Source organism: Pseudarthrobacter sp. NIBRBAC000502771 (assembly GCF_006517215.1).
Classification (GTDB): Bacteria; Actinomycetota; Actinomycetes; order Actinomycetales; family Micrococcaceae; genus Arthrobacter; species Arthrobacter niigatensis.
Genome location: NZ_CP041187.1, coordinates 3,293,118 through 3,319,170, shown reverse-complemented (window position 1 = coordinate 3,319,170; position 26,053 = coordinate 3,293,118). Strand labels below are relative to the sequence as shown.

At 66.7% G+C, this 26,053-nt stretch carries 22 protein-coding genes; 14 read left to right on the top strand and 8 right to left on the bottom strand.

Translation table 11 applies throughout. The features are described from left to right. Positions 1 to 3: 3 nt before the first annotated feature. Positions 4 to 2,610: an ATP-dependent helicase HrpB gene (gene hrpB / locus NIBR502771_RS15515; protein ID WP_141160544.1), complete on the top strand. Its 2,607-nt coding sequence runs from the start codon at positions 4 to 6 to the stop codon at positions 2,608 to 2,610. Between the two features lie 25 nt (positions 2,611 to 2,635). Here hrpB and NIBR502771_RS15510 read toward each other — a convergent pair whose 3' ends face one another. Further along, positions 2,636 to 2,860, bottom strand: a complete 225-nt coding sequence (locus NIBR502771_RS15510) for a hypothetical protein (RefSeq protein ID WP_141160543.1) — start codon at positions 2,858 to 2,860, stop codon at positions 2,636 to 2,638. 159 nt (positions 2,861 to 3,019) lie between these two features. Between NIBR502771_RS15510 and NIBR502771_RS21160 the strand changes: the two genes are divergently transcribed. Further along, on the top strand, positions 3,020 to 5,929 hold the full coding sequence (locus NIBR502771_RS21160) for an AAA family ATPase (RefSeq protein ID WP_141160542.1): 2,910 nt from the start codon (positions 3,020 to 3,022) through the stop codon (positions 5,927 to 5,929). Here NIBR502771_RS21160 and NIBR502771_RS15500 read toward each other — a convergent pair. Continuing rightward, positions 5,913 to 6,599, bottom strand: coding sequence for an alpha/beta family hydrolase (locus NIBR502771_RS15500; protein ID WP_141160541.1), 687 nt, complete (start codon positions 6,597 to 6,599; stop codon positions 5,913 to 5,915). The two genes, NIBR502771_RS21160 and NIBR502771_RS15500, sit on opposite strands and share 17 nt — an antisense overlap. Positions 6,600 to 6,667: 68 nt before the next feature. On the opposite strand from NIBR502771_RS15500, the gene ligD reads away from it, so the two are divergent. Further along, the gene (ligD, locus tag NIBR502771_RS15495) at positions 6,668 to 7,705 is read left to right on the top strand and encodes a non-homologous end-joining DNA ligase (protein WP_141160540.1); all 1,038 of its coding nucleotides are present in this window, start codon (positions 6,668 to 6,670) and stop codon (positions 7,703 to 7,705) included. A 123-nt stretch (positions 7,706 to 7,828) separates the two neighbouring features. Here ligD and NIBR502771_RS15490 read toward each other — a convergent pair whose 3' ends face one another. After that, on the bottom strand, positions 7,829 to 8,449 hold the full coding sequence (locus NIBR502771_RS15490; protein WP_141160539.1) for an L-threonylcarbamoyladenylate synthase: 621 nt from the start codon (positions 8,447 to 8,449) through the stop codon (positions 7,829 to 7,831). Positions 8,450 to 8,604: 155 nt separating this feature from the next. Here NIBR502771_RS15490 and NIBR502771_RS15485 point away from each other — a divergent pair, with 155 nt between their 5' ends. The 6 genes from NIBR502771_RS15485 to NIBR502771_RS15460 all read left to right on the top strand — a co-directional run bounded on the left by NIBR502771_RS15485 (position 8,605) and on the right by NIBR502771_RS15460 (position 12,600). Beyond that, a complete protein-coding gene (locus NIBR502771_RS15485) occupies positions 8,605 to 9,036 on the top strand; it encodes a VOC family protein (RefSeq protein WP_141160538.1) in 432 nt (143 codons plus the stop codon). Between the two features lie 110 nt (positions 9,037 to 9,146). Then, positions 9,147 to 9,821, top strand: coding sequence for a hypothetical protein (locus NIBR502771_RS15480; RefSeq protein ID WP_210411416.1), 675 nt, complete (start codon positions 9,147 to 9,149; stop codon positions 9,819 to 9,821). A gap of 19 nt (positions 9,822 to 9,840) precedes the next feature. Continuing rightward, the gene (locus NIBR502771_RS15475; RefSeq protein WP_141160536.1) at positions 9,841 to 10,347 is read left to right on the top strand and encodes an HAD domain-containing protein; all 507 of its coding nucleotides are present in this window, start codon (positions 9,841 to 9,843) and stop codon (positions 10,345 to 10,347) included. 152 nt (positions 10,348 to 10,499) lie between these two features. After that, positions 10,500 to 11,747: an inorganic phosphate transporter gene (locus tag NIBR502771_RS15470; protein WP_141160535.1), complete on the top strand. Its 1,248-nt coding sequence runs from the start codon at positions 10,500 to 10,502 to the stop codon at positions 11,745 to 11,747. Further along, positions 11,744 to 11,965 (top strand): hypothetical protein, encoded by a 222-nt coding sequence (locus NIBR502771_RS15465; RefSeq protein WP_141160534.1) that lies wholly within the window; start codon positions 11,744 to 11,746, stop codon positions 11,963 to 11,965. Before NIBR502771_RS15470 ends, NIBR502771_RS15465 begins: the two co-directional genes overlap by 4 nt. Before the next feature lie 74 nt (positions 11,966 to 12,039). Then, on the top strand, positions 12,040 to 12,600 hold the full coding sequence (locus NIBR502771_RS15460) for a dihydrofolate reductase family protein (RefSeq protein WP_141160533.1): 561 nt from the start codon (positions 12,040 to 12,042) through the stop codon (positions 12,598 to 12,600). A gap of 11 nt (positions 12,601 to 12,611) precedes the next feature. Here NIBR502771_RS15460 and NIBR502771_RS15455 read toward each other — a convergent pair whose 3' ends face one another. Next, positions 12,612 to 13,076 carry a hotdog fold thioesterase gene (locus NIBR502771_RS15455; protein WP_141160532.1) on the bottom strand — a complete coding sequence of 155 codons (465 nt, stop codon included), beginning with the start codon at positions 13,074 to 13,076 and terminating at the stop codon, positions 12,612 to 12,614. A 217-nt stretch (positions 13,077 to 13,293) separates the two neighbouring features. On the opposite strand from NIBR502771_RS15455, the gene polA reads away from it, so the two are divergent. The 3 genes from polA to rpsA all read left to right on the top strand — a co-directional run bounded on the left by polA (position 13,294) and on the right by rpsA (position 19,022). Continuing rightward, positions 13,294 to 15,936: a DNA polymerase I gene (gene polA / locus NIBR502771_RS15450; protein WP_246839910.1), complete on the top strand. Its 2,643-nt coding sequence runs from the start codon at positions 13,294 to 13,296 to the stop codon at positions 15,934 to 15,936. A gap of 76 nt (positions 15,937 to 16,012) precedes the next feature. Further along, positions 16,013 to 17,311, top strand: a complete 1,299-nt coding sequence (locus NIBR502771_RS15445; RefSeq protein ID WP_141160530.1) for a GNAT family N-acetyltransferase — start codon at positions 16,013 to 16,015, stop codon at positions 17,309 to 17,311. A gap of 235 nt (positions 17,312 to 17,546) precedes the next feature. After that, complete coding sequence (gene rpsA / locus NIBR502771_RS15440) at positions 17,547 to 19,022, top strand: 30S ribosomal protein S1 (protein ID WP_018761235.1); 1,476 nt, start codon at positions 17,547 to 17,549, stop codon at positions 19,020 to 19,022. Positions 19,023 to 19,165: 143 nt separating this feature from the next. Here rpsA and NIBR502771_RS15435 read toward each other — a convergent pair whose 3' ends face one another. The 4 genes from NIBR502771_RS15435 to NIBR502771_RS15420 are packed head-to-tail and all read right to left on the bottom strand — an operon-like array spanning position 19,166 to position 22,571. Beyond that, positions 19,166 to 19,666, bottom strand: coding sequence for a GNAT family N-acetyltransferase (locus NIBR502771_RS15435; RefSeq protein WP_141160529.1), 501 nt, complete (start codon positions 19,664 to 19,666; stop codon positions 19,166 to 19,168). Beyond that, on the bottom strand, positions 19,650 to 20,339 hold the full coding sequence (locus NIBR502771_RS15430) for a YigZ family protein (RefSeq protein ID WP_141160528.1): 690 nt from the start codon (positions 20,337 to 20,339) through the stop codon (positions 19,650 to 19,652). Before NIBR502771_RS15430 ends, NIBR502771_RS15435 begins: the two co-directional genes overlap by 17 nt. A 10-nt stretch (positions 20,340 to 20,349) precedes the next feature. Next, the gene (locus tag NIBR502771_RS15425) at positions 20,350 to 21,630 is read right to left on the bottom strand and encodes an ABC transporter permease (RefSeq protein ID WP_141160527.1); all 1,281 of its coding nucleotides are present in this window, start codon (positions 21,628 to 21,630) and stop codon (positions 20,350 to 20,352) included. Positions 21,631 to 21,632: 2 nt separating this feature from the next. Further along, complete coding sequence (locus NIBR502771_RS15420) at positions 21,633 to 22,571, bottom strand: ABC transporter ATP-binding protein (protein WP_141160526.1); 939 nt, start codon at positions 22,569 to 22,571, stop codon at positions 21,633 to 21,635. A 57-nt stretch (positions 22,572 to 22,628) separates the two neighbouring features. On the opposite strand from NIBR502771_RS15420, the gene coaE reads away from it, so the two are divergent. Continuing rightward, positions 22,629 to 23,843: a dephospho-CoA kinase gene (gene coaE, locus NIBR502771_RS15415; RefSeq protein ID WP_141160525.1), complete on the top strand. Its 1,215-nt coding sequence runs from the start codon at positions 22,629 to 22,631 to the stop codon at positions 23,841 to 23,843. 79 nt (positions 23,844 to 23,922) lie between these two features. Next, positions 23,923 to 26,037: an excinuclease ABC subunit UvrB gene (gene uvrB, locus NIBR502771_RS15410; RefSeq protein WP_141160524.1), complete on the top strand. Its 2,115-nt coding sequence runs from the start codon at positions 23,923 to 23,925 to the stop codon at positions 26,035 to 26,037. Positions 26,038 to 26,053: the final 16 nt, after the last annotated feature.

The window sequence follows — 26,053 nt, the reverse complement described above, 5'->3', positions numbered from 1 at the left end:
CGGATGATTCCTCCTGACGGCAGCCCTGCCGCCGGCACCTTCAATCTTTCTGCCATCAGTGCCGGGCTCGCTTTCGAAGCCTCCCTGCCGGCACTCCAGCAGGCCTTGGCCAGGGGCGCCGTTGTTGTCCAGGCGCCCCCGGGCACAGGCAAGACCACGCTCGTCCCGCCGCTGCTCGCAAATCTGCATGCCGGTGACGGCCGCGTCATCGTCACGCAGCCCCGGCGTGTCGCTGCCCGGTCCGCCGCCCGCCGCCTCGCCGCCCTCGACGGAACAGGTTTGGGCGGCCGCGTTGGTTACACGGTCCGCGGGGAACGCCAGGCCGGCCCCGGCACACTGGTTGAATTCGTCACCCCGGGCATCCTGCTCCGCCGCCTGCTGGCGGACCCTGGCCTTGACGGGACGGCCGCCGTCGTCTTGGACGAAGTGCACGAACGCGGCCTTGAAACTGACCTGCTGGCCGGCATGCTGGCGGAGGTCCGTGCGCTCCGCGGCGACCTCACGCTGGTGGCCATGTCCGCAACGCTGGATGCAACCCGGTTTGCAGCGCTGCTCCGCGATCCCGACGACGGGTCCCCGGCCCCTGTCGTCGGCTGCCCGGCGGTAAATTATCCGCTGGAAGTCCAGTGGCTCCCGGCTCCTGCCGCGCGGCTTGACGCGAGGGGAGTGACGCCCGCCTTCCTTGACCATGTTGCCGTGGCTGCCGCGGACGCCCACGTCCGTGCCTTGGGAACAGACAGCGCCGTGGATGCGCTTGTGTTCCTGCCGGGCGCCCGGGAGGTCTCCCGGGTTGCGGCGTCCCTTCGCGGCCTGCTGGGCAGTGCCGTGGATGTGCTGGAACTGCACGGCCAGGTGGCAGCGGCGGAGCAGGACCGGGCCGTCGCGGGCCGGCGCCCCGGCGACGCCCCGCGGATCATCGTCTCCACCGATCTTGCCGAATCATCCTTGACGGTGCCCGGCGTCCGGCTGGTGGTGGACTCCGGGCTGGCCCGGGAACCGCGGCGGGACTCAGGCCGCGGCATGAGCGGGCTGGTGACGATTTCGTGTTCCCGGGCGTCCGCGGACCAAAGGGCCGGCCGGGCCGCCCGCCAGGGCCCGGGCCTGGTGGTCCGCTGCTACTCGCAACAGGCCTATGGGGCAGCCCCCGCCCACGCCACGCCGGAAATCAACGTGGCGGACCTGGCCGGCGCTGCCCTCACCCTGGCATGCTGGGGTGCGCCCGGCGGAAAGGGCCTTGAGCTGCCGGACGCACCGCCCCGCGGGTCCATGGACGACGCCGTCGAGGTACTCCGGGAGCTGGGTGCGGTGACCGGGGAAGGACAGGTGACGGCCGCCGGCCGCGCCTTGGCCGCCATCCCTGCCGATCCCCGGCTGGCCCGGGCATTGCTCGACGGCGGAACCTCCACCGGACGCCCGCTGGCCGCCGAGGTGGTGGCCGCGCTCACCGGGGACCACCGCGCTCCGGGCGGAGACCTGCCCCGGCTGCTTGCCCAGCTCCGCGCGGACAAGGGCCCCGCAGGGCGGCGCTGGGCGGAGGAATCCAGCCGGCTTGCTGCCGTGGCGCGGCGGCAGGGAGCGGGGGCCTCGACCATTTCGGCCACCACCAGCGGCCCTGAAGCTGTGGGCGCTGTCGTTGCCCTTGCCTTCCCCGACCGCGTGGCCCGCCGCGTGGCCGGCAGTGCGGACGCGGGGCAATACCTGCTGACCTCCGGTACCCGGGCCGGCCTGCCCGCAGGCAGCACACTGTCAGACCACGAATGGCTCGCAGTGGCTGAAGTGGCGAGGGCTTCGGGCCGGGATGCTGCGGGCACGGGCGCTGTGATCCGTGCTGCCGCACCCGTGACGGCCGCCACGGCCGCCGAGGCGGCCTCGCACCTGCTCGCCGACACCGTGGACGCCGTGTTCGTGGGGGGCCGGCTGAGCGCGCGCAGGACCAGGCGGCTGGGCTCCATCATCCTGTCGACAGCACCGGCACGCCCCACCGCCGCACAGGGAAGGATGGCCGTGGCGGCCGCGCTCCAGTCCGAGGGGTTGGCGGCGCTGAGCTGGTCGGCGGCGGCGACCTCCTTGCGGCGCAGGCTTGCCTTCCTGCACAGGGAGGCGGGAGAGCCCTGGCCGGACGTGTCGGACCCGGCCCTGCTGGACAGGCTGGACGAATGGCTTGGCCCGGAGCTTGAGGAGCTTGCAGCCGGGAAACCGGTGGGCTCAATCGACCTGGCCAACCCCTTGGGCCGCCTCATGCCGTGGCCGGAAGCCGCCAGGCTGGATGTGCTCGCGCCCGAAATCCTTGAGGTCCCCAGCGGCTCCCGGATCCGGATCGAGTACCCGGAACCGGGCGACGCCGGCGCCGCCCCTGTCGTTGCGGTGAAGCTCCAGGAGTGCTTCGGGCTGGCCGAGTCCCCGCGGCTGGTGGACGGCCGTGTCCCGGTCCTGTTCCACCTGCTGTCACCGGCCCGCCGGCCCCTCGCCGTAACGGCTGACCTGACCTCGTTCTGGGCCGGTCCCTACGGCCAGGTGCGTGGGGAAATGCGGGGCCGTTACCCCAAGCACCCGTGGCCCGAAGACCCGTGGTCGGCGCCCGCCACCGCGCGCACCAAACACCGCAAATAGCCGTGCTGTGGCGCCTGCCGCCGCGCTACGGCTGCTCGGGGATCCAGGACGGTGCCTCAACACCGGCGCCGCTCAGGTTGTCGCAGCGCACCAGTTGTGATCCGATCCGCTCCAGCGGGCACGGCACAAAGCTCGGCCCCGTGGCCCCGTCCGGGAATCCGAACGCTGGCCCGGCAGTGGCCAGCGCGGCCACGAAGAGTAGGGCGGCAACGCCCTGGGTGCGTCGCGGTGAACGGAGTATGGCAGTCATGATCCGGCCTCCTTGGCTCATTGTTGGACTGACACCCACACTCTCCGCTGTCCTCCTTCCCCCCACATCCGGTATGCACCCTCAGAAGGGGGATCCCTACTCCTCATCTTTGTGGCAGGCCACCCCTGTACTGCCGGCCGACTGTGGTGGGACGCTGTGATGGTGGCCGGCAAGAACACTGGTGGCCCCTCCCTGGTGGGGCGCGACCTGGAGCTTGCGGCGCTCACCGACATGATGGACGCCGTTCGGAGTGGCACCGCGCAGACCGCGGTTGTTTCCGGGGATGCCGGCGTCGGCAAGACGGCGCTGGTCCAGGCTGCGTGCGCTGCCGCGGGGCCCGGCGACGTAATCCTTCGCGGTGCCGCCCTGCCCTTGGGCGATGTGACCGTTCCCTACCTTGGCCTGCGGTCAGCCTTGCGTTCCGCCCCGTCCTATACGCCCGCCGTTCCGTTATCCGCGGCAATGGACGGCGGGTACGCCGGGAACGTGCCCCTGCTGGTGGACGACTGGCTGACCTCGGCCAGCGCCACTACTCCGGTCTTCCTGGTCATCGACGACCTGCATTGGGTGGACCAGGACACACTGGACGTCCTCATGTACCTGGCGGGCGGCCCGTCCGAGCGGCGCCTGGGAATCATCTGCACCCTGCGGGCGGGCGAACTCGGCGAAAGCCACCCCCTGCAGACGTGGCTGGCGGACGTCCGGCGGCTGTCACAGGTCCGAATGCTGGATCTCGGCCCGCTGGACAGGCCGGCGACGGAGTCCCAGATAGCAGGCATCCTGGGGGCACCGCCGCCGCAGTCCCTTGTGACGGACGTGTTTGGCCGGACCGCCGGCAATCCCTACTTCACGGCCCTGCTGGTGGGCGGCCTTCCGGCCGGTGCGGCCGAACTTCCCCAGGGGCTCCACGGCGACCTCAGGCAGGCGGTGCTTCGGTCCTGGCGTGGCTTGCCGCAGGGTGCCCGTAACCTGACCCGCCTTCTGGCGGTGGCCGGCCGGGCAGTGACGGAGCACGAATTGGCTGCCGTGGCAACGTGCGATAAGTTGCAGGACAGCACCCGGGTGCCGCTGTTTCTGCAGGCAGCATCCGCCCGCGGCATCCTCGATCTGGGCCCGAACGGCACCTACTGGTTCCACCACCCCTTGATTGCCGAGGTGCTGGAGCTGGATGTGTCCGCGGACGAACGGAAGATCCGGCACGCCGCGTTCGCCTCTATGTATGAGTTGCAGGCAAGCACGGATCCGGACCCCCAACTTCCGGCCGTCATCGCGGACCACTACTATTTCGCCGGGAACAGCCCCGCCGCCTATCGATGGGCCCTGGCAGCCGGCGATCCGCTGACCGCTTCGGGTTCCGCAGCCGAGAGGCTCCGCATGCTCCAGCGGGCGGCGTCGCTTCACCATCAGGTGTCCGGGGAAGAAAGGGCGCAGCGGGAGCTATGGGACCGGATCCGGGCGACTGCCCAGACAACGGGGGCTTTTGCAGCTGAACTTGAGGCAGTGGATGCACTGCTGGCAGGGATGGACCTGTCGGCGGAACCCCTGGCCGCTGCGGAGCTGCTGATCCGCCGCACCCACCTGCGATATTCCACGGGGCAGGAGTTCTATGCCATGGACGGTGTCACCGAAGCGGTGAGGCTGTCCGGGGCTGCGCCGGAAAGCTGGCAACATGCCTTCGCGCTGGCAGAGTTTTCCTATGCATGCCAATGGAACGGCCTTCAGGGAGGGCCGGCGGCAGCGGCCAGTTCCCTGGAATCGGCGCGGCGGGCCGGGCACCCCCGGGCATTGTCCTACGCGCTCACCGCATCCGCCATGGTGGCCGTCCGCGCCGATCTGCCGGACAGGGCGGCCCAGCTTGCCCGCCAGGGCGCCGCGGAAGCGCTCAAGGCGCACGATTTCTGGGGTTACGTTCACGCCATCAGCTGGCTGGGGAATGCCCAGGAGGCATGGACCAGCGCCCTCTACGCGGACCTCATGCACGCGGGCAGGCTGGAGCTGGCTGCCTGCGGCGGCCCGCACACGTATGTGGCCAAGCTCGCGGCGGACGAAGCCGCCAGCCACCTGGTGGTGGGAAACTGGCGGGCGACCCAGGAGGCGTTGAGGATCGCAATAAGCCTCGATCCCGGCCCTATGGGAGACGTCAGCGGGCGGCTCACGGCAGCCCGGCTTGCCCTCCTGCAGGGCCGGGGCGCCGAGGCCGCAGCCCACCTGGCGAGGGCGGAGGAAATCAATACGGACAGCGGCGCATTCGTGAACCTAAGCTTCGCCGCCGTCCGGGCGCAGGTGGAATCCGCCGTCGGGCATTTCCGGATGTCCTACGAATCCGCGCTGGCGGGTGCCATGCGGCCCGGCCCACCACCGACCATGTGCGAATGGCTGCTCCCGCTGGCCGCCCGTGCCTTGGCCGACCTGGCCCAACAGGCCAGGGACACCGGCTTCCCGCCGGACGGATTCGTTGCCGAGGCCCGACAGCTGAAGGAGCGGTTTCCTTCCGGGCTTTTCGAATCCGGTTCCCATACCGACCTGTACCGGCGCCAGACCACGGCCTTTTCGCTGTTGTATGAGGCCGAACTGGGCAGGGTCCGGGGGATACCTGGGATTGGTGGGTCCTGGGTCCTTGCAGCCGATGCCTTCAACGCCGGAAACCTGCCCTGGGAGGAAGCCTACTGCTGCAGGCGGGCCGCCGAAGCGATGCTGCTCCAGGGCCAGTCGGGGCGGCACCGGGCCCCAGCGCTCCTGCGGCGCGGCCTGGCATTGGCCCGTGAACTCCGGTCCGCTCCCGAACAGGAAGCCCTGGAGCGGCTCGCAGTACACGCCCACATCGCCGCTGACCCCCTGCCGGCCGTTGGCGTTAAGCGGGCACACCTGCCCGGACTCACTCCGCGGGAACAGGTCATCCTCGAATTCGTGGTTGCCGGCAAGACATACAGCGAAATCGCGAGCGCCCTGGTCATCAGCGAAAAGACCGTCAGCTCGCACATCTCCAACATGCTGAGGAAGACCGGCGCAGGCAACCGCGTGGACCTGGCCAGGCTGGCAGGACTGGACGCGGTCACTCCAGGGAACTGATGAATCCAGCCACCGGCACGGCCAGTGACGCTCCGACTTCGCCTGCCGGCCGTTTGTGACCAGCAACCGCAAACGAGTGGTCCCCGCCCTCGACCCACTGCAGGACGGCGTTGCGTCCGATGCGGGAGACGACATCCTCGAGGATGTGCGGCGTGGCAAACGTGTCCCGGGTTCCCTGCAGGAACAGCATCGGAGTGGCCAACCCATACAAGTGTTCGTCACGCAGCTTGTCCGGTTTGCCGGGCGGATGGAGTGGATATCCCAGATAGACCAGGCCAGCCGCCGGCATTCCCGCCGCGACGGCCATTGACGCCATCCGGCCGCCGAATGACTTGCCGCAGGCCACCAAAGGGCCGGTGTCGCCGCGCAAGGCAGCCTGATTCGCCGCGGCATCCATCACAGCCCGCCAGGTGGCGATGGCCACCGGAGGCCGGTCCGGGAACTTGCGGCCCGCTTCCCGGTACGGAAAGTTGAACCGGAGCGTGGCGAGGCCCAGGACGTTGAGCGCAGCGGTGAAACCGAGAAGAAACGGGTGCTCCATACCGGCGCCGGCACCATGAGCCACCACGACGGTGGGTGCGTGGGGTGAAGGTTTGCCGGGACGGCCGTAGGCGGCCGACACTGTGGCATCGCCCACGGGAATGGTCAGCTGCTGATCGGTTGCGGGCATGGGACCATCATGCCGGACCAGCGGGACAAATGGTCCAGCGTCCGCGCGGCGGGGTGTACGTTGTCCCCATGGCGAGCGAACAAACCACCATCACCGTCCCGGGTCCCAACGGCGGGCGCGAGATGCGCATCTCCAGCCCCAACCGGGTCCTCTGGCCCGACCTGGGCCTGACCAAGCTCGACCTCGCACGGTACATCTGCGACGTCGGGGAGGCGTTCATCGCCGCCAACGGGGACCGCCCCGTGTCACTCCAGCGCTACTCGGACAACATCGAGGGCGAGATGTTCTTCTCCAAGAACCCCCCGAGGGGAACGCCGGGCTTCATCCGGTCCGTGAAGGTGGTGTACCCCAGTGCCCGGTCCCATCCCCAGCTGGTCCTCGACGAGCCGGCGGCCGCCGTCTGGGCCGTGCAAATGAACACCGTGGTCTTCCACCCCTGGCCGTCCCGCGCCGGGAACACCGACAATCCGGACCAGTTGCGCATCGATCTTGACCCACAGCCCGGAACCGACTTTGGCGACGCCGTGCCGGCCGCCCTGGTGCTCAAGGACGTCCTGTCGGAGGCAGGGCTGGAATCGTTCATCAAGACCTCCGGAAACCGGGGACTGCATGTCTACGCGCCAATCGAACCCGTGCACGAATTCCTGGACGTCCGGCACGCAGTCATCGCCGCCGCCCGGGAGGTCGAACGGCGCATGCCGGACAAGGTAACCACGGCGTGGTGGAAGGAGGAACGCGGTCAACGGGTCTTCCTGGACTTCAACCAGGCCAACCGGGACCGCACCATCGCCGGCGCCTATAGCCCGCGGGCCCTTCCGCACGCCCCGGTATCCTGCCCCATCACCTGGGATGAACTCGAAACCGTTGATCCCAAGGACTTCACTGTCCTCACCGTCCCGGACAGGTTGAAAACCGTTGGTGACCCCTGGTCCCGGTTTGGCGGGAACCCCGGCTCCATCGGCACGCTGCTCGACTGGTGGGACCGCGACACCAAAGCGGGCCTGGGCGAGATGCCGTTTCCGCCGGACTATCCCAAGATGCCCGGCGAACCGCCCCGGGTGCAGCCGAGCCGCGCGAAAAAGCAGCCTGACGCCAACAACGACTGACCCGCGCCCTCCAAAACGGGGCACTTTGGCACGGACACGCCGGGCGCCGTCGGAAATTACGACGGCGGCCCCGCCAAAGTGCCCCGGGAGCGCAGGTGCGGCCCGGGATTATCAGAGGCAGGTTTATTCGAAGCGGGAGGGGTCGCCCATGCCACGGCGGACAACCTCGGCCACACCGCTGGAGAAGTCGACCACCGTGGTGGGCTCGGCGCCGCAGTCCCCGGCATCAATCACGGCATCGACCTGGTGGTCAAGGCGCTCCTTGATCTCCCAGCCCACCGTCAGCGGCTCCTCCTCGTCCGGCAGCAGCAGCGTGCTGGAGAGCAGCGGCTCACCCAGTTCGGCCAGCAGCGCCTGGACCACGCGGTTGTCAGGGATGCGCACGCCCACGGTCTTCTTCTTGGGGTGCAGCAGCCGCTTGGGAACCTCCTTGGTGGCGGGCAGGATGAAGGTGTAGCTGCCGGGTGTCACCGCCTTGATGCTGCGGAAGACGTCGTTGCCGATGTTCACGAACTGGCCCAACTGCGCGAAATCCCGGCAGACCAGCGTGAAGTGGTGCTTGTCGTCGAGATGCCGGATGCTCCTGATCCGGTCCAGGGCTTCCCGGTTTCCCATCTGCGCACCCAAGGCGTAGCAGGAGTCCGTGGGGTAGGCGATCAGGCCGCCGTCGCGGATGATCTTCACCGCCTGGGCAATGGCGCGGGGCTGCGGGTCGTGGGGATGAACATCGAAAAATCTGGCCATGCCCCGAGCCTACGTTCCCCGGGCCCCCACCGCACCATGCAGCAGGCCGGACAGGGGACCGTTCCCCCTACCGGTCCTCACCCTGATCGGGCAGGATGTTGTCTGCCCCGGGTTTCGGGCCCAGCAACTTCCGGCACTGTGAAGGAGATCCCAACATGCCCACGATCCTCAATCCCTGCCTGAGCTTCCGCGACAATGCACGCGATGCCATGAACTTCTACCAATCCGTGTTTGGCGGCGAACTGACGCTAAGCACTTTCGGCGACTTCCAAGCCAGCGAGGATCCCGCGGAGGCGGAGAAGATCATGCACGGCATGTTGACCACCACCCAGGGCCTGGTGCTCATGGGCGCTGACACCCCGAACAGCATGGAGTACCACGCAGGATCTGCCATTTCGGTATCCCTGAGCGGCGACAACGAGGCGGAACTTCGCGGCTACTACGAAAAGCTCAGCGGCGACGGGGGAGCGGTGACAGTCCCCATGGAGAAGGCGCCGTGGGGTGACGTCTTTGGCATGTGCACGGACCGGTTCGGCGTCTCATGGCTGGTTAACGTCAACTCGGGGCAGGCAACCGCGGCGCCGTGACTTCCCGGCGGTAGCGGCTGGAGGGGTGCCGGGCCGGTTGCCCGCGGATCTTACCGGCGCTTCTTGAGGCCACGCCCCCGGACTGCGAGGATTAACGCGTGAGGTCCTTGATGGAGTTCCTGTCCGATAAATGGTGGATGGTGTTTCCACTGATGGCTTTTGCCGGCCGGTGGGCAGGTGGCTGGCGGCGTTCGGCGGAGCGCCGCCACCGGCGCCGGGTTGAACTCCATGCCCTCAAGAACCAGGCGGTGGAAGCCGAGAAGGCGTCGACGGCGGAGGTGCGCGCGCTGATGGCCACGCACGATGCCACCAACCGCCGTTGGCTGGAGTATGAGCTCGACGTGGGCAAACTCATCGACTTCCCCCTCATGACCGACGTCCGCGAACCCCTCACCGTGGCCTTCCTACGCGCCAAACGGGAAGCCGACGGGCAGCGTCCAGCGAACGCCGGAGACCTGCGGTCCGTGTCCGGTCTGGACGCGTACCGGCAGGCGGTCAACAACTTCGCCGTGGCCCTCGACGTGGCCGAGCGTGAAGCGCGCCGCATCAGGGACAGCAAATTCAGTGGACCCGAACGTGAACGCCTTGCCACAGCCCGCAAACTGCTGATGATCGCGGAGAACTCGGCAGCCACTCCCGCCGAACGGCAGGCAGCCTACAAACGGGTACGGCGCGAGCTGGACGGCCTCATAGCGCTGCCGGACGTTACCCTCGCAGCACTCGAGGAGAAACTCGCTCCGGAACTGGACGCCGGTCCCCGGGCCGCGCAGCTCCACGGCGGCTGAGGCTGCCCGGGGCTGCGGGATGGAGTGCACCCTCTATCTGGACGTCGACGGAGTCATCTGTCCGTTCAGCCCCGAAGGGACTACCGGCTGGGGTTCCTCCTGGCAGCACGCCGACGCCGGGTTGCTGCCAGTAGCCTTCGCGGCCGAGCTCGTGGCAGGGCTGAACTCCCTGGCCCTGATGCCGGGACTGCGGTGCGTCTGGCTCACCAGCTGGGAGGAACTCGCGCCCCAATACCTGTGCCCCGCCATCGGACTCAAGGGCGGCGGCTGGCCGTACCTGGCCGCAGACGGCGCAGCCGGCGGGACTGGCTGGTGGAAACTCCGTGCCATCCAGGACGACGTCGAAGAAACCGGGCCGAGGGCGGTCGCCTGGGTGGACGACCAGCTCGCATTCGAGGCCGAAGCGCAACGATGGGCAGGTTTCCTGGGCCGGCGCATCCTCACGGTCTCACCCCATCCACGGCACGGAATCACGCCCGCTGAACTCGACCGGATCCACGCATTTCTGGCCCGACCCGTGTTTTGACCTCATGCCGTGGACGCGTACGATCGATAAGGTTTCCCACCGGTTGTGCCAACAACACAAGTCATTCCACGCAAACAGCTGGTGAACTATGCTGTCCACGGCAGCCTGGTACGAGAAACTGCTGAACGTCGACTCTGCAGATTGGGCAACAGGTGGATATCACCTTCATGGTGGCGCTGGTCATTGGACTGGCACTATTTTTCGACTTCACGAACGGCTTCCACGACACCGCGAACGCCATGGCTACGCCCATCGCAACGGGTGCAATCAAGCCCCGGACAGCAGTGGCCCTGGCCGCCGTCCTGAACCTGGTGGGTGCTTTCCTGTCCACGGAGGTGGCCAAGACCGTTTCCGGCGGCATCATCCGCGAGGGGTCCGGAGGCGTGCAGATCACTCCCGAAATCATCTTTGCCGGGTTAATGGGGGCCGTTCTGTGGAACATGGTCACGTGGTTGAAGGGCCTGCCCTCCAGTTCCTCGCATGCCCTCTTCGGCGGACTGATCGGCGCCGCTGTCGTGGGAGCGGGCTTCAACTCGGTCAACTTTGAGAGCCTGCTGCAGAAGGTCATCCTGCCCGCGGTCTTCGCCCCCGTTATTGCAGGGCTTGCCGCCTACGTATGCACCCGCCTGGCCTATGCCCTCACCGCACGCCAGGATCCCGAGACGGGGTCCAAGCTCACCCAGAAACGCGGTGGCTTCCGTACCGGCCAGGTCTTCACCTCCAGCCTGGTGGCGCTGGCCCACGGCACCAATGACGCACAGAAGACCATGGGCATCATCACGCTGGTGCTGATCGCTGCCGGCAGCCAGACGCCCGGCTCCGGCCCCCAACTCTGGGTGATCACCGCCTGCGCCCTTGCCATCGCCATCGGAACCTATGCCGGCGGCTGGCGGATCATCCGCACCATGGGCTCGGGCCTGACCGAGGTCAAACCCGCGCAGGGCTTCGCCGCCGAAACCAGCACCGCCTCTGCCATCCTTGCCTCCTCGCACCTCGGCTTTGCCCTCTCCACCACGCAGGTGGCTTCGGGTTCCGTGATCGGCTCCGGCATGGGACGCCGCGGCACCACAGTCCGCTGGAACATGGTGGGCAAGATCGCGCTGGGGTGGCTCTTCACATTGCCGGCCGCCGGCGTCGTCGGCGCCCTGACCGCGCTGCTGGTGAAGACCGGCGTCGTTGGTGTCCTCATCGCCGCGATCGCCGGCACCGCGGCGGTCCTGTTCATGTTCTTCTACTCCCGCAAGTCTTCCGTGAGCCACCAGAACGCCGTCGAGGTCGAGGAAGCCGGCCAGGCCGTCCGGTTCGCCAAGAAGAAGGCCCTGGCGCGCGCCCGGGCGGAAGCAAAAGCCAAGGCGCAGGCTGACGCCAAAGCCAACAACTCCAAGGAGAATCAGCGATGAAGTGGTTGGAACTCCTGACCGTTGCAGGCACCACGCTCGTGTCAGCGGCAATTGTGGTGACCCTCTACTCGCTTGGGGTCCGGTTCACCGCCATCGCCGGCGATGCCCAGCAGGCGTCCCCCGGGGTCAAGCGCTCCATCGCGTACCTGTGCTTCGGGCTGTGCGGGGTGGCTGTGCTTCTCGGGCTGTACCTGATCATCCCGTACTTCACCAAGTAGCAGCCCCGGGGCTGGCGGCGCACACCATTGGCCGGCCTGTTGGCCCAGCAGGGCCTGCTGGCTAGGCTGGGGCCATGCCGCGCATCCAATACTTTGTGGCCGCGTCCCTCGACGGCTTCATTGCCACACCCACGGACGATCTCGACTGGCTGCTGCAGTTCGACGGTTTCGACGGCGGGACCGACAGTTACAACGACTTCATGGCCGGTGTGGGCTGCATTGTCATGGGCGGGGAAACCTACGCCTGGCTGATGGAGCATGAACCCGGTACCTGGCCGTACGACGGTACGCCCTGCTATGTCTTCACCCACCATGAACACCGTGCACCGGACGGGGCAGACATCACCTTCGTGCGCGGGGATGTGCGGGAATTCACGGCAGACTTCCGCCAGGCGGCCCGTGGCCGGAACATCTGGGTGGTGGGCGGCGGCAAGCTGGCGGCCCAGTTCGCCGACGCCGGCCTGCTGGACGAGATCATCCTCTCCGTCATACCGGTGGTGCTGGGGGAGGGAAAGCGGCTGCTGCCCATGAAGGGCCCGACGCCGCCACTGGAGTTGGCTGCCTCACGCACCCTGGGCCGGGGGATCGTGGAGTTGCGGTACCTTCTTCACCCGGCGGCCGGCCGGCAGTCCTGAGGCCGCGCGCGTCAGCCGGCGTTGTCCCGCAGCAGGTTGGTGATCCGCGCCGTTGACAGGCGCCGTCCCTGGGCGTCGGTCATGACGATTTCGTGGGTGGCCAGGGTCCGGCCCAAATGGACCGCCGTGCAGGTCCCCGTCACCAGGCCCGTAGCGATGGACCGGTGATGCGTGGCGTTGACTTCGATTCCGACGGCGTGGCGTCCCGGCCCCGCGTGCATGCCGGAGGCGAAGGAGCCCAGGGTTTCGGCGAGGACCACGTGCGCGCCGCCGTGCAGGATTCCGGCGACCTGCGTGTTGCCCTCAACCGGCATGGTGGCGACCGTCCGTTCAGGGCTCATCTCCAGGAAATGGATCCCCATCTTGACCACCAGGGCACCGACCCCGAAGGCGCCCAGCCAGTCGTGCATATGGTCGGGGATCCCGGCGGCCGCCAGCTCTTTGGCGAAAGGGCCCGGCGTGAAATTGTCTGTCATGGCAACTAGGCTGGCACCTGTGAGTGAAACAACCAAACCGGCTCCCTTCCCGTCCCAGGCCATCGATGAGGGGGCTGCCGGGCAGCGCCCCGCCGACGCCCCAAAGCCTGCAGTGACGAGCGCCGCCCCCGCCGCCGGCGGGTCTGTTTCAGCCACCGAAGCGCCGGTGGTTCCCATCACCAGCCAGCCGCGGCTGCTGGTCCTTGATGGCCACTCGATGGCCTTCCGTGCCTTCTTCGCGCTGCCGGCGGACAAGTTCTCCACCTCCAACGGCCAGCACACCAACGCCATCCACGGCTTCACCTCGATGCTGATCAACCTCATCAAGGAGCAGCAGCCCACCCACATCGCGGTCGCGTTCGACGTCTCTGACGAATCCACCCACCGCAAGACCGAGTACAGCGAGTACAAGGGCGGCCGGAACGAAACCCCCCGTGAAATGAGCGGCCAAATCGACCTCATCGGCCAAGTCATGGAGGCCTGGGGCATTAAGACCATCAAGATGCCCGGCTACGAGGCCGACGACATCCTGGCCACCCTGGCTGCCATGGGCGAGAAAGCAGGGTTCGAGGTTTTGCTCGTTTCCGGAGACCGGGACGCATTCCAGCTCATCACGGACAACGTCTTCGTGCTGTACCCGCGCAAGGGAGTCAGCGACATCCCGCGGATGGATGCTGCCGCCATCGAGGCGAAGTATTTTGTCAGTCCGGGGCGCTACTCCGACCTCGCCGCCCTGGTGGGGGAGACGGCGGACAACCTTCCCGGTGTTCCCGGGGTCGGACCCAAGACCGCAGCCAAGTGGATCAACCTCTACGGCGGCCTCGAAGGCGTCCTGGAACACCTCGATTCGATCGGCGGCAAAGTGGGCGATGCCCTGCGGGAGAATGTTGACGCCGTCAAGCGCAACCGCCGGCTGAACCAGCTCCACACCGACCTCGAGCTCCCCGTCACCCTCGACGACCTCTACCAGCCACGCCCTGACCAGGCCGCCATCGAGGACCTCTTCGACCAGCTCGAGTTCAAGGCCATCCGCGGCCGGTTATTTGCCCTGTACGGCGACGCAGACACCCCCGCCGCGGAGCGCGAAAGCATCGAAACCCCGAGTTACAGCACCCCTGCCGGTGCCGCGGAGCTGGCCGCGTTCCTGGCCGGCGGCACCGGGCAGCGGTCAGCGCTGGCCGTCGACCTCGTGCCCGGCCGGATCGGGGAGGACGCTGCAGCGGTGGCAATTGTCCGCGGGGACGCGGCAGTCTATGTCGACCTTGCCGGCCAGGACGCTGAAACCGAAAACGTGCTGGCCACATGGCTGCGCGATCCCGGGGCGCCCAAGGTGATCCACGGTTTCAAAGCCGCACTCAAGGCACTTTCGGCCCGAGGACTGGAGCTGGAGGGCGTGGTGGACGACACCTCCATCTCCGGCTATCTGATCCAGCCGGACCGCCGCACGTACGAACTGGCTGAACTCGCCCAGCACCACCTCAACGTGGGCATACCGGCCGCCACGGCCAAGGCGGGTCAACTGGAGCTGTCCTTCGACGGCGACGACACGGCGGCAGCCGACGCCCTGGTCCAGGCCGGCGCCGTGGTGCTGGCCCTGAGCCGCTACTTCGAGGACGAACTCAAGGACCGCCGCGCCGAGGAACTCCTGTCCACCCTGGAGCTGCCGGTCAGCCGCGTCCTGGCGGACATGGAACTCGCCGGTATTGCCATCGACATGGACAAGATGGACGACCAGCTTTCCGACCTTGCCAGGGTGATCGACCAGGCCCAGGAACAGGCATTCGCCGCAATCGGCCACGAGGTCAACCTGGGCTCGCCCAAGCAGTTGCAGACCGTCCTGTTCGACGAACTCCAGCTCCCCAAGACCAAGAAGATCAAGTCCGGCTACACCACCGATGCTGCGTCCCTGAAGAACCTGCTGGAGAAGACCGGGCATGAGTTCCTGGTCCAGCTCATGGCGCACCGGGAGGCCGCCAAGCTGCGGCAGATGATCGAGTCGCTGAAGAAGTCCGTGGCCGAAGACGGGCGGATCCACACCACCTATGCCCAGAACGTGGCAGCTACCGGCCGCATCTCGTCCAACAACCCCAACCTGCAGAACATCCCCATCCGCAGTGAGGAAGGCCGCCGCGTGCGCGGCATCTTCGTGGTCAGCGACGGGTACGAGTGCCTGCTGTCAGCTGACTACTCGCAGATCGAGATGCGCATCATGGCACACCTTTCCGGCGACGCAGGCCTGATCCAGGCCTACAAGGACGGCGAGGACCTGCACCGGTTCGTCGGCTCCAATATCTTCCACGTCCCCACGGACCAGGTCACCAGTGCCATGCGCTCAAAGGTCAAGGCCATGTCCTACGGCCTGGCCTACGGACTGACGTCCTTTGGCCTGTCCAAACAGCTCGAGATCTCCGTCGATGAGGCCCGCACCCTCATGAAGGACTACTTCGACCGCTTCGGCGCCGTCCGGGACTACCTCCGTGGAGTAGTGGACCAGGCCAGGGTGGACGGCTACACCGCCACCATTGAAGGCCGCCGCCGCTACCTGCCGGACCTCACCAGCACCGACCGCCAGCTGCGCGAGAACGCCGAGCGGATCGCGCTCAACAGCCCCATCCAGGGGTCCGCCGCCGACATCATCAAACGCGCCATGCTGGGCGTCCACGCCGAACTGCAGTCCCAGGGGCTGAAATCGCGGATGCTGCTCCAGGTCCACGATGAACTGGTCCTTGAAGTGGCCGCCGGTGAACGCGCAGCCGTCGAGAAACTCGTCACCGAGCAGATGGCTGCCGCAGCCGACCTCAGCGTGCCGCTGGAAGTGCAGATCGGCGTCGGCCCCAGCTGGTACGACGCCGGCCACTAGGCTTCACGCCGGCCCAGCAGGCGGCCGGCATGTTTGTGCTGGTCAAGCGCCGGATCCATTGGCTAGGCTCGGGTAAATGGGTGATCTGAGCGGAAACTATGAAATCCGGCGCTTTCCCGCCGTGTCCAAAGGCAACGAAGGGTACGCGGAGGCCGAAACCTGGGCCAAGGCCGTTGGGTTCGGTTTCCACGACTCCACCCGAACGCCCGAACACCGGGAGCGGTCCCTTGCCACCTACGAGGTCGATGGCCGGATCTTCACCGGGGCTTACCAGACCGGTCCCGTGGCCCCGTCCTCGCTGCCTGCCGAGGTGCCCGTTGCCACGTTCGGGACCTTCCGCAAGACCCTGAACATTGGTTTCGGCCGCATGCTGGAGACGCAGATGGTCACGGCCGTGACCGTCCGCACTTCGCACCGCCGGCGCGGCCTCCTGCGCCGCATGATGACCGAAGACCTCCAGGCCGCCAAGGACGACGGCGTCGCCATGGCAGCACTGACAGCCTCGGAGGGCAGCATTTACGGCAGGTTCGGCTACGGCGTGGCAAGCCTCGAGCGCACCGTGAAGGTGGACACCACGGGCCGGTTCACCCTGCGGCACACGGCCACGGGCGCCGTGGAAGTGGCGGACCCCAAAACACTGCTGGACGTGGCTCCCGCCGTGTTCGAACGCGTCCACCGGCACACGCCCGGGTCCCTCGGCCGGCAGGAATGGTACCGGCACCTGGCCTCCGGGTCGCTGGGACGCGACGGCAAGGAAGATCCCGCCATCAAGGTGGCGCTGCACTACGGCCCGGACGCAACCATCGACGGCTACGTCTCCTACAAGTTCCTTGGCTGGGACACCACCCCCTACACGGTGGAAGTTGTGGACCTTGTGGCCGCCACCGACCACGCCTACCTCGAACTCTGGCAGTACCTGGCGGCCATCGACCTCGTTGAACGGGTCACCTGGAACGAGGCCCCGGTGGATGATCCCCTTGCCTGGGCCCTGGCTGACCCCCGCTGCATCGACGCCTCGGACAGCCGCGACATGCTCTGGCTCAGGATCCTCGACGTTCCGCGTGCCCTCGCTGCGCGGCACTACCCGGCCGATGGCCGGCTGGTCGTCAACGTCGATGATCCGCTCGGCCTCACGCCGGGGATTTTTGCGCTGACCGTGGAGGGCGGCCAGGCCGGCGTCGAACGCCTCCCCGAGGGCACCGCCGCCGATCTCGAACTGGGGGTCGCCGCGCTGTCCTCGATCTTCCTCGGTGGTGTGTGCCCGGTGACCCTGAAGGCTGCCGGCGCCATCAGCGAGCTGCGGCCGGGGGCGGCCCTTCGGGCGCGGCAGATGTTTGCGGTGGAACGGGCGACGCACTGCCTGACCCACTTCTGAGTCCCGTCCCGGCTCCCCGCCCGCTTTGACCCCCATTGCCGGCAGAGACTAGAATGAACGGGCGTGTACCACGTGCACGCGCTTGCGGTCCCAAAAAGACGGCATTGAAAGCAATCCACAAATCAGGATGACCCGGGGAATCCATCGGATTCACCGAGAATCGCGCCTGCGTTCCATAACGCGGGCGCGCCGGTTTGCCTGACCGACTATCTATCCACAACGGAGCCCCTACTACATGACCATCACCTCCACCGAGAAGCCCGGTACCCCCGTAGTCGCGATTAACGACATCGGTACCGCTGAGGACTTCCTCGCAGCTGTCGACGCCACCATCAAGTACTTCAACGACGGAGACCTCGTCGAAGGTACCGTCGTCAAGGTCGACCGCGATGAAGTCCTGCTCGACATCGGTTACAAGACCGAAGGTGTCATCCCCTCCCGCGAGCTGTCCATCAAGCACGACGTTGATCCCGGGGACGTTGTCTCCGTTGGCGATCAGGTCGAAGCCCTGGTGCTCACCAAGGAAGACAAAGAAGGCCGCCTGATCCTCTCCAAGAAGCGTGCTCAGTACGAGCGCGCCTGGGGCGACATCGAGAAGGTCAAGGAAGAAGACGGTGTCGTCACCGGTACCGTCATCGAGGTCGTCAAGGGTGGTCTTATCCTCGACATCGGCCTGCGTGGCTTCCTGCCCGCATCCCTCGTCGAGATGCGCCGTGTGCGCGACCTTGCTCCGTACATCGGCCAGCAGATCGAAGCCAAGATCATCGAGCTGGACAAGAACCGCAACAACGTTGTGCTGTCGCGCCGTGCATGGCTTGAGCAGACCCAGTCCGAGGTCCGCTCCACGTTCCTCAACAAGCTGGAAAAGGGCCAGGTCCGTCCCGGCGTCGTTTCCTCCATCGTCAACTTCGGTGCATTCGTGGACCTGGGCGGCGTAGACGGCCTCGTCCACGTTTCCGAGCTCTCCTGGAAGCACATCGACCACCCGTCCGAGGTTGTCGAAGTTGGCCAGGAAGTCACCGTCGAGGTTCTCGAGGTCGACCTGGACCGCGAGCGCGTCTCCCTGTCGCTCAAGGCTACGCAGGAAGATCCGTGGCAGACCTTCGCCCGCACCCACGCCCTCGGCCAGGTTGTTCCGGGTAAGGTCACCAAGCTCGTTCCGTTCGGTGCGTTCGTCCGCGTCGAAGACGGCATCGAAGGCCTGGTCCACATCTCCGAGCTCGCCGTGCGCCACGTTGAGCTGGCCGAGCAGGTTGTCTCCGTTGGCGACGAACTGTTCGTCAAGGTCATCGACATCGACCTTGAGCGCCGCCGTATCTCGCTGTCCCTCAAGCAGGCCAACGAGGGCGTCGACGCCGACAGCACCGAATTCGATCCCGCTCTGTACGGCATGGCCGCAGAGTACGACGAAGAGGGCAACTACAAGTACCCCGAGGGCTTCGACCCCGAGTCCAACGAATGGCTCGAGGGCTACGAGAACCAGCGCGCCGCCTGGGAGCAGCAGTACGCTGACGCCCAGACCCGTTGGGAAGCACACAAGAAGCAGGTTGCCCAGCACGCTGCCGACGACGCTGCAGCTGCAACGTCCGGTGACAGCGATTCCGGCGCCACCAGCTACTCCTCCGAGCCTGCTGCCACCGACACCGGTGCCGGCACCCTGGCTTCGGACGAGGCACTTGCTGCTCTCCGCGAGAAGCTGACCGGCAACTAATTGCCACCGCCCGGACTTCCCGGGCTGACACAGTGGGCCCCCGCGAAAGCGGGGGCCCACTGTGCTTTAAAGCGCCCGCCGTGCATTCCGGTCAATAGGAGCCTGGTGCCCTGGCCGCCGTCCGGACGGCTCCCGCTACCGCGCTAAAGGTCGACGACGGCGAGGACCGTCCCGTCGCCGTCGTGCGTCAGTGCCGCGCCTGCTGCTGTGAGCAGCCGCTGGGCGCTGAGGTTCCCGGACAGGGTACGCGCCGTGACGCGCTTCAGGCCTGCCCGGCGGGCCTCCGCCAGAACGAGGTCCAGGGCGGCACCGCCGATCCCCTGGGAACGGAAGCTCCGGCCAAGCCAGATGCCGGTCTCCGCAGAGGGGATCCCGGCCGTGGGGTCGCGCCTGAGCCGGACGGAGCCGGCAATGCAAGGACCGTTGAAGACGGCCCAGGACTTTTCCGCCGCAGGACCGTCCAACCCGGCGGCTGCAGCGCGGTGGTAGCCGTAGAACCAGGCCGTGCGCTCGAGGTTCCAGCCAGGGCCGCCCAGCGGGGGCGCCACTTCATCAGGGGAGGCGTCGCACTTGGCCAGTTGGAGCAGCCGGTCAGCCACTGCCTCATCCACGTCCGCCAGGGTCACATCAGTCGAGGGGCTCATCGATCCATTCCGTCCCGTCGGGAGTAAGCTCGGCGGCGCCTGCCGTCAGTTGGAGCAGCCGGTCCGCCGCGGCAGCAATGGCGGCAGCGTTGTCAGCCACCGCAATCCGCAGCACCGCGTGCCGGTCCTGGTAGCTGGTGTCAGCCATGACCATACCCGCGGCGCGCAGATCGTTCTCCAGCCGCCCCGCTGCCGCGTGCGGAACGGCGGTGGAACAGATCCGGCGCCTGCTGCGCCGCACAAGGGGCGCCACGTCCAAGGCTGTCGAGATTGATTCCGAATACGCCCGGACCAGGCCGCCGGCGCCGAGCAGGACGCCGCCGAAATAGCGGACGACGACGGCACTGACGTCGCTGAGGTCGGCCACCCCCGTGGCGGTTTCCCTTTTCAGCAGGGCCTCGAGCATGGGGATGCCGGCAGTCCCGGCGGGTTCGCCGTCGTCGCTCGAACGCTGGACGGTCCGGTCCGGCCCGATGACGAATGCAGAGCAGTGGTGGCGGGCATCGTGGAACTCGCGGCGAAGGCCGGCCACCAGATCACGGGCTGTGTCTTCCGTGCCCGCCCTCCGGAGGACCGTGATGAACCTGGAGCGCTTGACCTGAAGTTCATTCCGGACGTCCCGGCCCGCTGCCAGCGTGGTGTAGGAGGTGGCCCGGCTCTCTTGCTCCTGCATCCGGCCCAGTCTAATGGGGTGCCGGCGGGTGTTGTTCCTCGCCCGAACGGCGATGGAAGGTACTCATGATGGAGAGTTTCCCCGTGTATTGGATGGAGCCGTAGCGGAACAAATGAATGGCCAGGCGCATGACCAGGATTCCCACGATGAACAGCTCGGCAATGGTAATCACCGATTCAACCGGGCTGAGCGTGCCGAAGCCGTTACGGAGCATCGCGGTGACCGGGGCCGACAAGGGGAAATACGTGAACACCTGGACAATGGGGGAGTGCGGGTCGCTGAGGATGAGGCTGATGGCATAGAACGGCACAAAAATGAGGGCCATCAGCGGACCGAAGATGACCCCGGCTTCCTTGGCGTTCGGCATCACTGCGCCAATCGCGCCCAGTACGGCGGTGAAGAGAGTGAACCCGCCCAGCAGGAGCAGGGCCCCCACCAGCAGCGGCCCCGGTTCGAAGACGATGTCCCGCAGGTCGATGTCCGGAAGCGAGAGCCTCTCGCGGAAGAAGGCATACCCAACCACGATTGGGGCCAGGAACACGGAAATCTGCACCAGGCCAACCAGCAGCAGGGAAATGATCTTGCCCACGATCAGGGTGGTGGGATTCAGCGTAGTGAGGATCATCTCCGTGACCCGGTTTTCCTTCTCCTCCAGAGTGCTGTTCAGCATCTGGTTCGAGAGCAGGATGATCGTGATGTAAAACAGCACAAGGAACATCAGGGGCGGCACAGCGGCTCCGAAACCTCCGGACGCCTGGCCGTCCCGATAGGTTTCCGTCTCCACCTTGATGTTGCCGCCGGAGGCCGCGGTGATGGCTGCGGAACCGATCTTGGCCTGCGCTGACAGGGCCAGGAGCTGTTTGGCGACCGCCTCGTATTTGCCGTTGTCGAATACGCCCTTGTCAGCACCGTAAACCTTCACTGCCTCCGTGGCAGGATTGGCCGGGAAGGCGAAAAAGGCTTCGATGCGTCCCTCCTTCACCTCACGGGCCCCGTCGGTGGAGCTGTCCGCCCTGGTGCCGCCCATTGCGGCGGCAACCTGGTCCGGGATGATTCCCGACCTGTCCGTATAGCTGAATGCCAGGGCAGCGTTTTTCTGCGCATCGGCGGAGGCGCTCCTTGAGCTGTTGCTGATGAAGAGCAGCCCGAAGATGATGGCCATAACCACCGGAATAGCCAGGGTCGCGATCCAGAACCGCGGCTTTTTGATGGTGCGGACAAACTCGAAGCCCACCACGGTGCCGAGGTTGTGGCGGCTGGGGGAGGATTTCCTGGCCGGTGTCGTCGTCATGGTCAAACCCTTCCGGCCGCGTGCTGTTCGCCGTATACCTGGATAAAGATCTCCTCAAGGGAGACCCTGGAGGTGGTAAAACCGCTGACCGGCAGTCCAGCGGCAACCAGCTCCCGAAGGACTGCCGCTTCATTGCCGCCGGGCCGCGGGACGAGTTCAGCGCGGCCGCCTCCCTGCCGGACCACGTCGTACAGCGTTGAGGAGGGCAGGACCTGGTCTCCCGCATAGGAAAGACGGTAGACCGTGCCGCCGAATTGATCCTGGACGTCAGCTACCGTCCCATAGGCGCGGGAGGTGCCGTCCTTGAGCAGCACCACCCGGTCGCAGAGGCGCTCCACTTCCTCCATCTGGTGGGTGACCATGATCACCGTTGCCCCGCCGCGCTTGTGTTCCTCGATGATGTCCATCAGCAGGCGGCGGTTTACCGGGTCGAATCCCTTTGTAGGCTCGTCCAGGATCAGGAGTTCGGGGTCGTTCATGATGGTGACGCCGAGCTGCACCTTCTGCTGCTGGCCGCTGGAGAGTTTGTCCAGGGTCATGGTTGCCTTGTCCGCCAGCTGGACGCGTTCCAGGTATGCCAGGGACCAGCTGCGGGCCTGCGATTTGCCCAGGCCCTTGAGCCGGCCGAAATACACCATGACATCCAGGACAGGTTCCTTCTTGTAGAGGCCCCGTTCTTCCGGAAGGTACCCCAGCCGGGTCCCATCACCGGGTTCGAAGGGCTTTCCGTCGATGTGCAGAACTCCGGACGTCGGCTGGTAGATGCCCAGGAGGGCGCGGAGGGTCGTTGTCTTTCCCGAACCGTTGCTGCCAAGGAACCCGAATGTCTCACCTGCCTGGACATCGAAGGACAGGTTCCGAATCACGGTGGTGTCACCGAAATCCATCCGGAAATCCTCGATATGGACCAGCGGCTCCGCTGCCGCACCCCCTGCAGTCATGCCTTCAGCCTATCCGCATTGGCACCGGATGCAGCTGCGGCTAAGTAGGGTGGGGGTGTGCTGAGAATCGGGTTGACGGGCGGGATCGCCTCAGGGAAGTCGGTGGTGGCCGCGCATTTGTTGGAACGCGGCGCCGTGCTGGTTGACGCGGATGCGCTGGCCCGGGAAGTTGTGGAGCCCGGGACTGAAGGGTTGCAGCGCATCGCGGAGGAGTTCGGGGCAGGGATGCTCGACGACGGCGGGCGGCTGGACCGCGCCCGTCTGGGCGCGGCGGTCTTCGGCAATCCAGAGCGCCTCGCCGCCTTGAACGCCATCGTCCACCCACTGGTGCGCGCCCGCGCCGCCGCCATCACGGCCGCGGCGCCCGGTGACGCCGTGGTGGTCCAGGACATTCCCCTCCTGGTGGAGACGGGCCAGGGCAGCAGCTTCCATCTGGTGGTGGTCGTCGATGCACCGGACGACTTGCGGCTGCAGCGCATGCTCGAGCACCGGGGAATGACCAGGGAAGCAGCGCGTGCCCGGATGGACGCCCAGGCCACGCGCGGTGACCGGCTGGCCGCTGCCGATGCCGTCCTGGACAACTCCGGTACGGTGCAGCACCTGCTGGTCCAGGTGGACCGGCTCTGGGACGGGCGGCTGGTCCCCTTCGCCCGCAACCTGGCTGCGGGCCAACGGGCCGCCCGGAATGGCGGCCCGGTCCTGGAACCGCACCGGGCTGACTGGGCGCAGCAGGCGGCCCGGATTGGGGCCCGGATTGCGGCGGCCGCCCCGGAGCAGATTTTGGCAGTGGACCACATCGGATCCACGGCTGTTCCCGGCCTCTCCGCCAAGGACGTCATCGACCTCCAGGTGGCTGTGCCGGACCTTGCGGTCGCCGCTGCGATCGCACCACTGCTGTCCGCTGCAGGCTTTCCGGCGGTACGGGACGTCGAAGCCGACACTCCCAAGCCCAACGCCCCGGACCAGGGCGAATGGTTGAAGCGGTTCCACGCCAACGCAGACCCCTGCCGCGCCGTCAATGTGCACGTGCGCGCGCACGGTTCGGCTGGATGGCGGTACGCGCTCATGTTCCGCGACTGGCTGCGGAGCGATCCCTCGGCCCGGAGCCGCTATGAAGCGCACAAGGCGGAGCTTGCGGCGGAGCACGCGGGCCCGGACAGCACCAGGTCCTACGCGGAGGCCAAGGAACCGTGGTTCACTGACGTCGCCTGGCCCCTGATGGCGGCGTGGGCCAGAGCCACCGGGTGGGAACCGCCGTCGTACGGTTCCTGACCCCGCTCCACGCCTGGCGGATGTTCGCCCGTAACGGATTGGACCCATCACTGTCGGTGCCCGGCGGTAAATTAGATTCATGAGCCTTGCGCAGGAGATCAACCGTGTTGTAGCGCCCTTCGAAGTGATCAGCGAGTTTAAGCCCGCGGGCGACCAGCCGGCCGCCATCGCGGAGCTGACCGAACGCATCAACAACGGGGAGAAGGACGTTGTGCTGCTCGGTGCCACCGGCACCGGCAAGAGCGCCACCACCGCCTGGCTTATCGAGCAGGTGCAGCGGCCAACCCTGGTCATGGTGCAGAACAAGACCCTTGCCGCCCAGCTCGCCAACGAATTCCGCGAACTGCTGCCCAACAACGCGGTGGAGTACTTCGTCTCCTACTACGACTACTACCAGCCAGAAGCCTACGTGGCGCAGACGGACACCTTCATCGAGAAGGATTCCTCCATTAACGAGGAGGTTGAACGGCTCCGGCACTCCGCCACCAACGCGCTGCTGACCCGCCGGGACGTGATCGTGGTGGCCACCGTGTCCTGCATCTACGGCCTGGGAACCCCGGAGGAATACATCTCCGGGATGGTCACCCTGCGCAAGGGCGCAGAAATGAACCGGGACGACCTCCTCCGCAAGTTTGTTTCCATGCAGTACGCGCGCAACGATGTCGACTTCCACCGCGGCACCTTCCGCGTGCGCGGCGATACCGTGGAAATCATTCCCATGTACGAGGAACTGGCCATCCGGATCGAATTCTTCGGCGACGAAATCGAGAACATCCACACCCTCCACCCGCTCACCGGTGAGGTCGTCCGCGACGAGGAAGAGATGTACGTCTTCCCGGCTTCCCACTATGTGGCCGGCCCGGAACGGATGGCGCGGGCCATCAAGCGGATCGAGGATGAGCTGGCCGACCGGCTCAAGGTGCTGGAAAGCCAGAACAAGCTCGTCGAAGCCCAGCGGCTGCGGATGCGCACCACGTACGACCTCGAAATGATGCAGCAGATGGGCTTCTGCAACGGCATCGAGAACTACTCAGCGCACATTGACGGCCGCGGACCCGGCACCGCGCCGCACTGCCTGCTCGACTACTTCCCGGACGACTTCCTGCTGGTGGTGGACGAGTCCCATGTGACGATCCCCCAGATCGGCGCCATGTACGAAGGAGACATGTCACGCAAACGGAACCTGGTGGACTTCGGGTTCCGGTTGCCTTCTGCCATGGACAACCGGCCGCTGAAGTGGGACGAGTTCCTGGAACGCGTCGGCCAAACCGTTTACCTGTCAGCCACCCCCGGCAAGTACGAGCTGGGCAAAGCGGACGGTTTCGTCCAGCAGATCATCCGGCCCACCGGCCTGGTGGACCCCGAGGTGGTGGTCAAGCCCACCAAGGGGCAGATCGATGACCTCCTCGGCGAGATCAAGACCCGGGTGGAGAAGGATGAGCGCGTCCTGGTCACCACGCTGACCAAACGCATGGCGGAGGACCTCACCGACTACCTGCTGGGCCACGGCGTGAAAGTGGAATACCTGCACTCTGACGTCGACACCCTGCGCCGCGTGGAGCTCCTGCGCGAGCTGCGGCTGGGTTCCTTCGATGTCCTGGTGGGCATCAACCTCCTCCGTGAGGGCCTGGACCTTCCTGAGGTGTCCCTGGTCAGCATCCTGGATGCGGACAAGGAAGGCTTCCTGCGCTCCTCCACCTCGCTGATCCAGACCATCGGACGTGCCGCCCGCAACGTCTCCGGCCAGGTGCACATGTATGCGGACCGGATCACCGACTCCATGGCCAACGCCATCGACGAAACCAACCGCCGCCGCGCCATCCAGGTGGCGTACAACAAGGAACACGGTGTCGATCCGCAACCGCTCCGGAAGAAGATCGCCGACATCACGGACCAGTTGGCCAAGGAAGACGCCGATACCGATGCGCTGCTGGGCAGCTTCGACTACGGCAAGGGCAAGCGTGGCATCACGGGGGCGAACAAGGCCGCTGCCAGGAAGGGCGCGGCGCAGGTCCGTTCCGACGGGCTGGCCGCCGCACCGGCCGAGGACCTGGTGGGCCTGATCGGGCAGCTCACCGAACAGATGCATGGAGCCGCGGCGGAGCTGCAGTTCGAGGTGGCGGCAAGGATCCGCGATGAGGTCAGCGAACTGAAGAAGGAGCTGCGCCAGATGCAGGCGGCAGGGCACGCCTGACGTCCGCGGGCGGGTG

Excerpts from the sequence above, each read along its gene's own strand:
- hrpB (WP_141160544.1), top strand. The coding sequence starts at position 4 with ATGATTCCTCCTGACGGCAGCCCTGCCGCCGGCACCTTCAATCTTTCT.
- NIBR502771_RS15510 (WP_141160543.1), bottom strand. The coding sequence starts at position 2,860 with ATGACTGCCATACTCCGTTCACCGCGACGCACCCAGGGCGTTGCCGCC.
- NIBR502771_RS21160 (WP_141160542.1), top strand. The coding sequence starts at position 3,020 with ATGGTGGCCGGCAAGAACACTGGTGGCCCCTCCCTGGTGGGGCGCGAC.
- NIBR502771_RS15500 (WP_141160541.1), bottom strand. The coding sequence starts at position 6,599 with ATGCCCGCAACCGATCAGCAGCTGACCATTCCCGTGGGCGATGCCACA.
- ligD (WP_141160540.1), top strand. The coding sequence starts at position 6,668 with ATGGCGAGCGAACAAACCACCATCACCGTCCCGGGTCCCAACGGCGGG.
- NIBR502771_RS15490 (WP_141160539.1), bottom strand. The coding sequence starts at position 8,449 with ATGGCCAGATTTTTCGATGTTCATCCCCACGACCCGCAGCCCCGCGCC.
- NIBR502771_RS15485 (WP_141160538.1), top strand. The coding sequence starts at position 8,605 with ATGCCCACGATCCTCAATCCCTGCCTGAGCTTCCGCGACAATGCACGC.
- NIBR502771_RS15480 (WP_210411416.1), top strand. The coding sequence starts at position 9,147 with ATGGAGTTCCTGTCCGATAAATGGTGGATGGTGTTTCCACTGATGGCT.
- NIBR502771_RS15475 (WP_141160536.1), top strand. The coding sequence starts at position 9,841 with ATGGAGTGCACCCTCTATCTGGACGTCGACGGAGTCATCTGTCCGTTC.
- NIBR502771_RS15465 (WP_141160534.1), top strand. The coding sequence starts at position 11,744 with ATGAAGTGGTTGGAACTCCTGACCGTTGCAGGCACCACGCTCGTGTCA.
- NIBR502771_RS15460 (WP_141160533.1), top strand. The coding sequence starts at position 12,040 with ATGCCGCGCATCCAATACTTTGTGGCCGCGTCCCTCGACGGCTTCATT.
- NIBR502771_RS15455 (WP_141160532.1), bottom strand. The coding sequence starts at position 13,076 with ATGACAGACAATTTCACGCCGGGCCCTTTCGCCAAAGAGCTGGCGGCC.
- polA (WP_246839910.1), top strand. The coding sequence starts at position 13,294 with ATGGCCTTCCGTGCCTTCTTCGCGCTGCCGGCGGACAAGTTCTCCACC.
- NIBR502771_RS15445 (WP_141160530.1), top strand. The coding sequence starts at position 16,013 with ATGGGTGATCTGAGCGGAAACTATGAAATCCGGCGCTTTCCCGCCGTG.
- rpsA (WP_018761235.1), top strand. The coding sequence starts at position 17,547 with ATGACCATCACCTCCACCGAGAAGCCCGGTACCCCCGTAGTCGCGATT.
- NIBR502771_RS15435 (WP_141160529.1), bottom strand. The coding sequence starts at position 19,666 with ATGAGCCCCTCGACTGATGTGACCCTGGCGGACGTGGATGAGGCAGTG.
- NIBR502771_RS15430 (WP_141160528.1), bottom strand. The coding sequence starts at position 20,339 with ATGCAGGAGCAAGAGAGCCGGGCCACCTCCTACACCACGCTGGCAGCG.
- NIBR502771_RS15425 (WP_141160527.1), bottom strand. The coding sequence starts at position 21,630 with ATGACGACGACACCGGCCAGGAAATCCTCCCCCAGCCGCCACAACCTC.
- NIBR502771_RS15420 (WP_141160526.1), bottom strand. The coding sequence starts at position 22,571 with ATGACTGCAGGGGGTGCGGCAGCGGAGCCGCTGGTCCATATCGAGGAT.
- uvrB (WP_141160524.1), top strand. The coding sequence starts at position 23,923 with ATGAGCCTTGCGCAGGAGATCAACCGTGTTGTAGCGCCCTTCGAAGTG.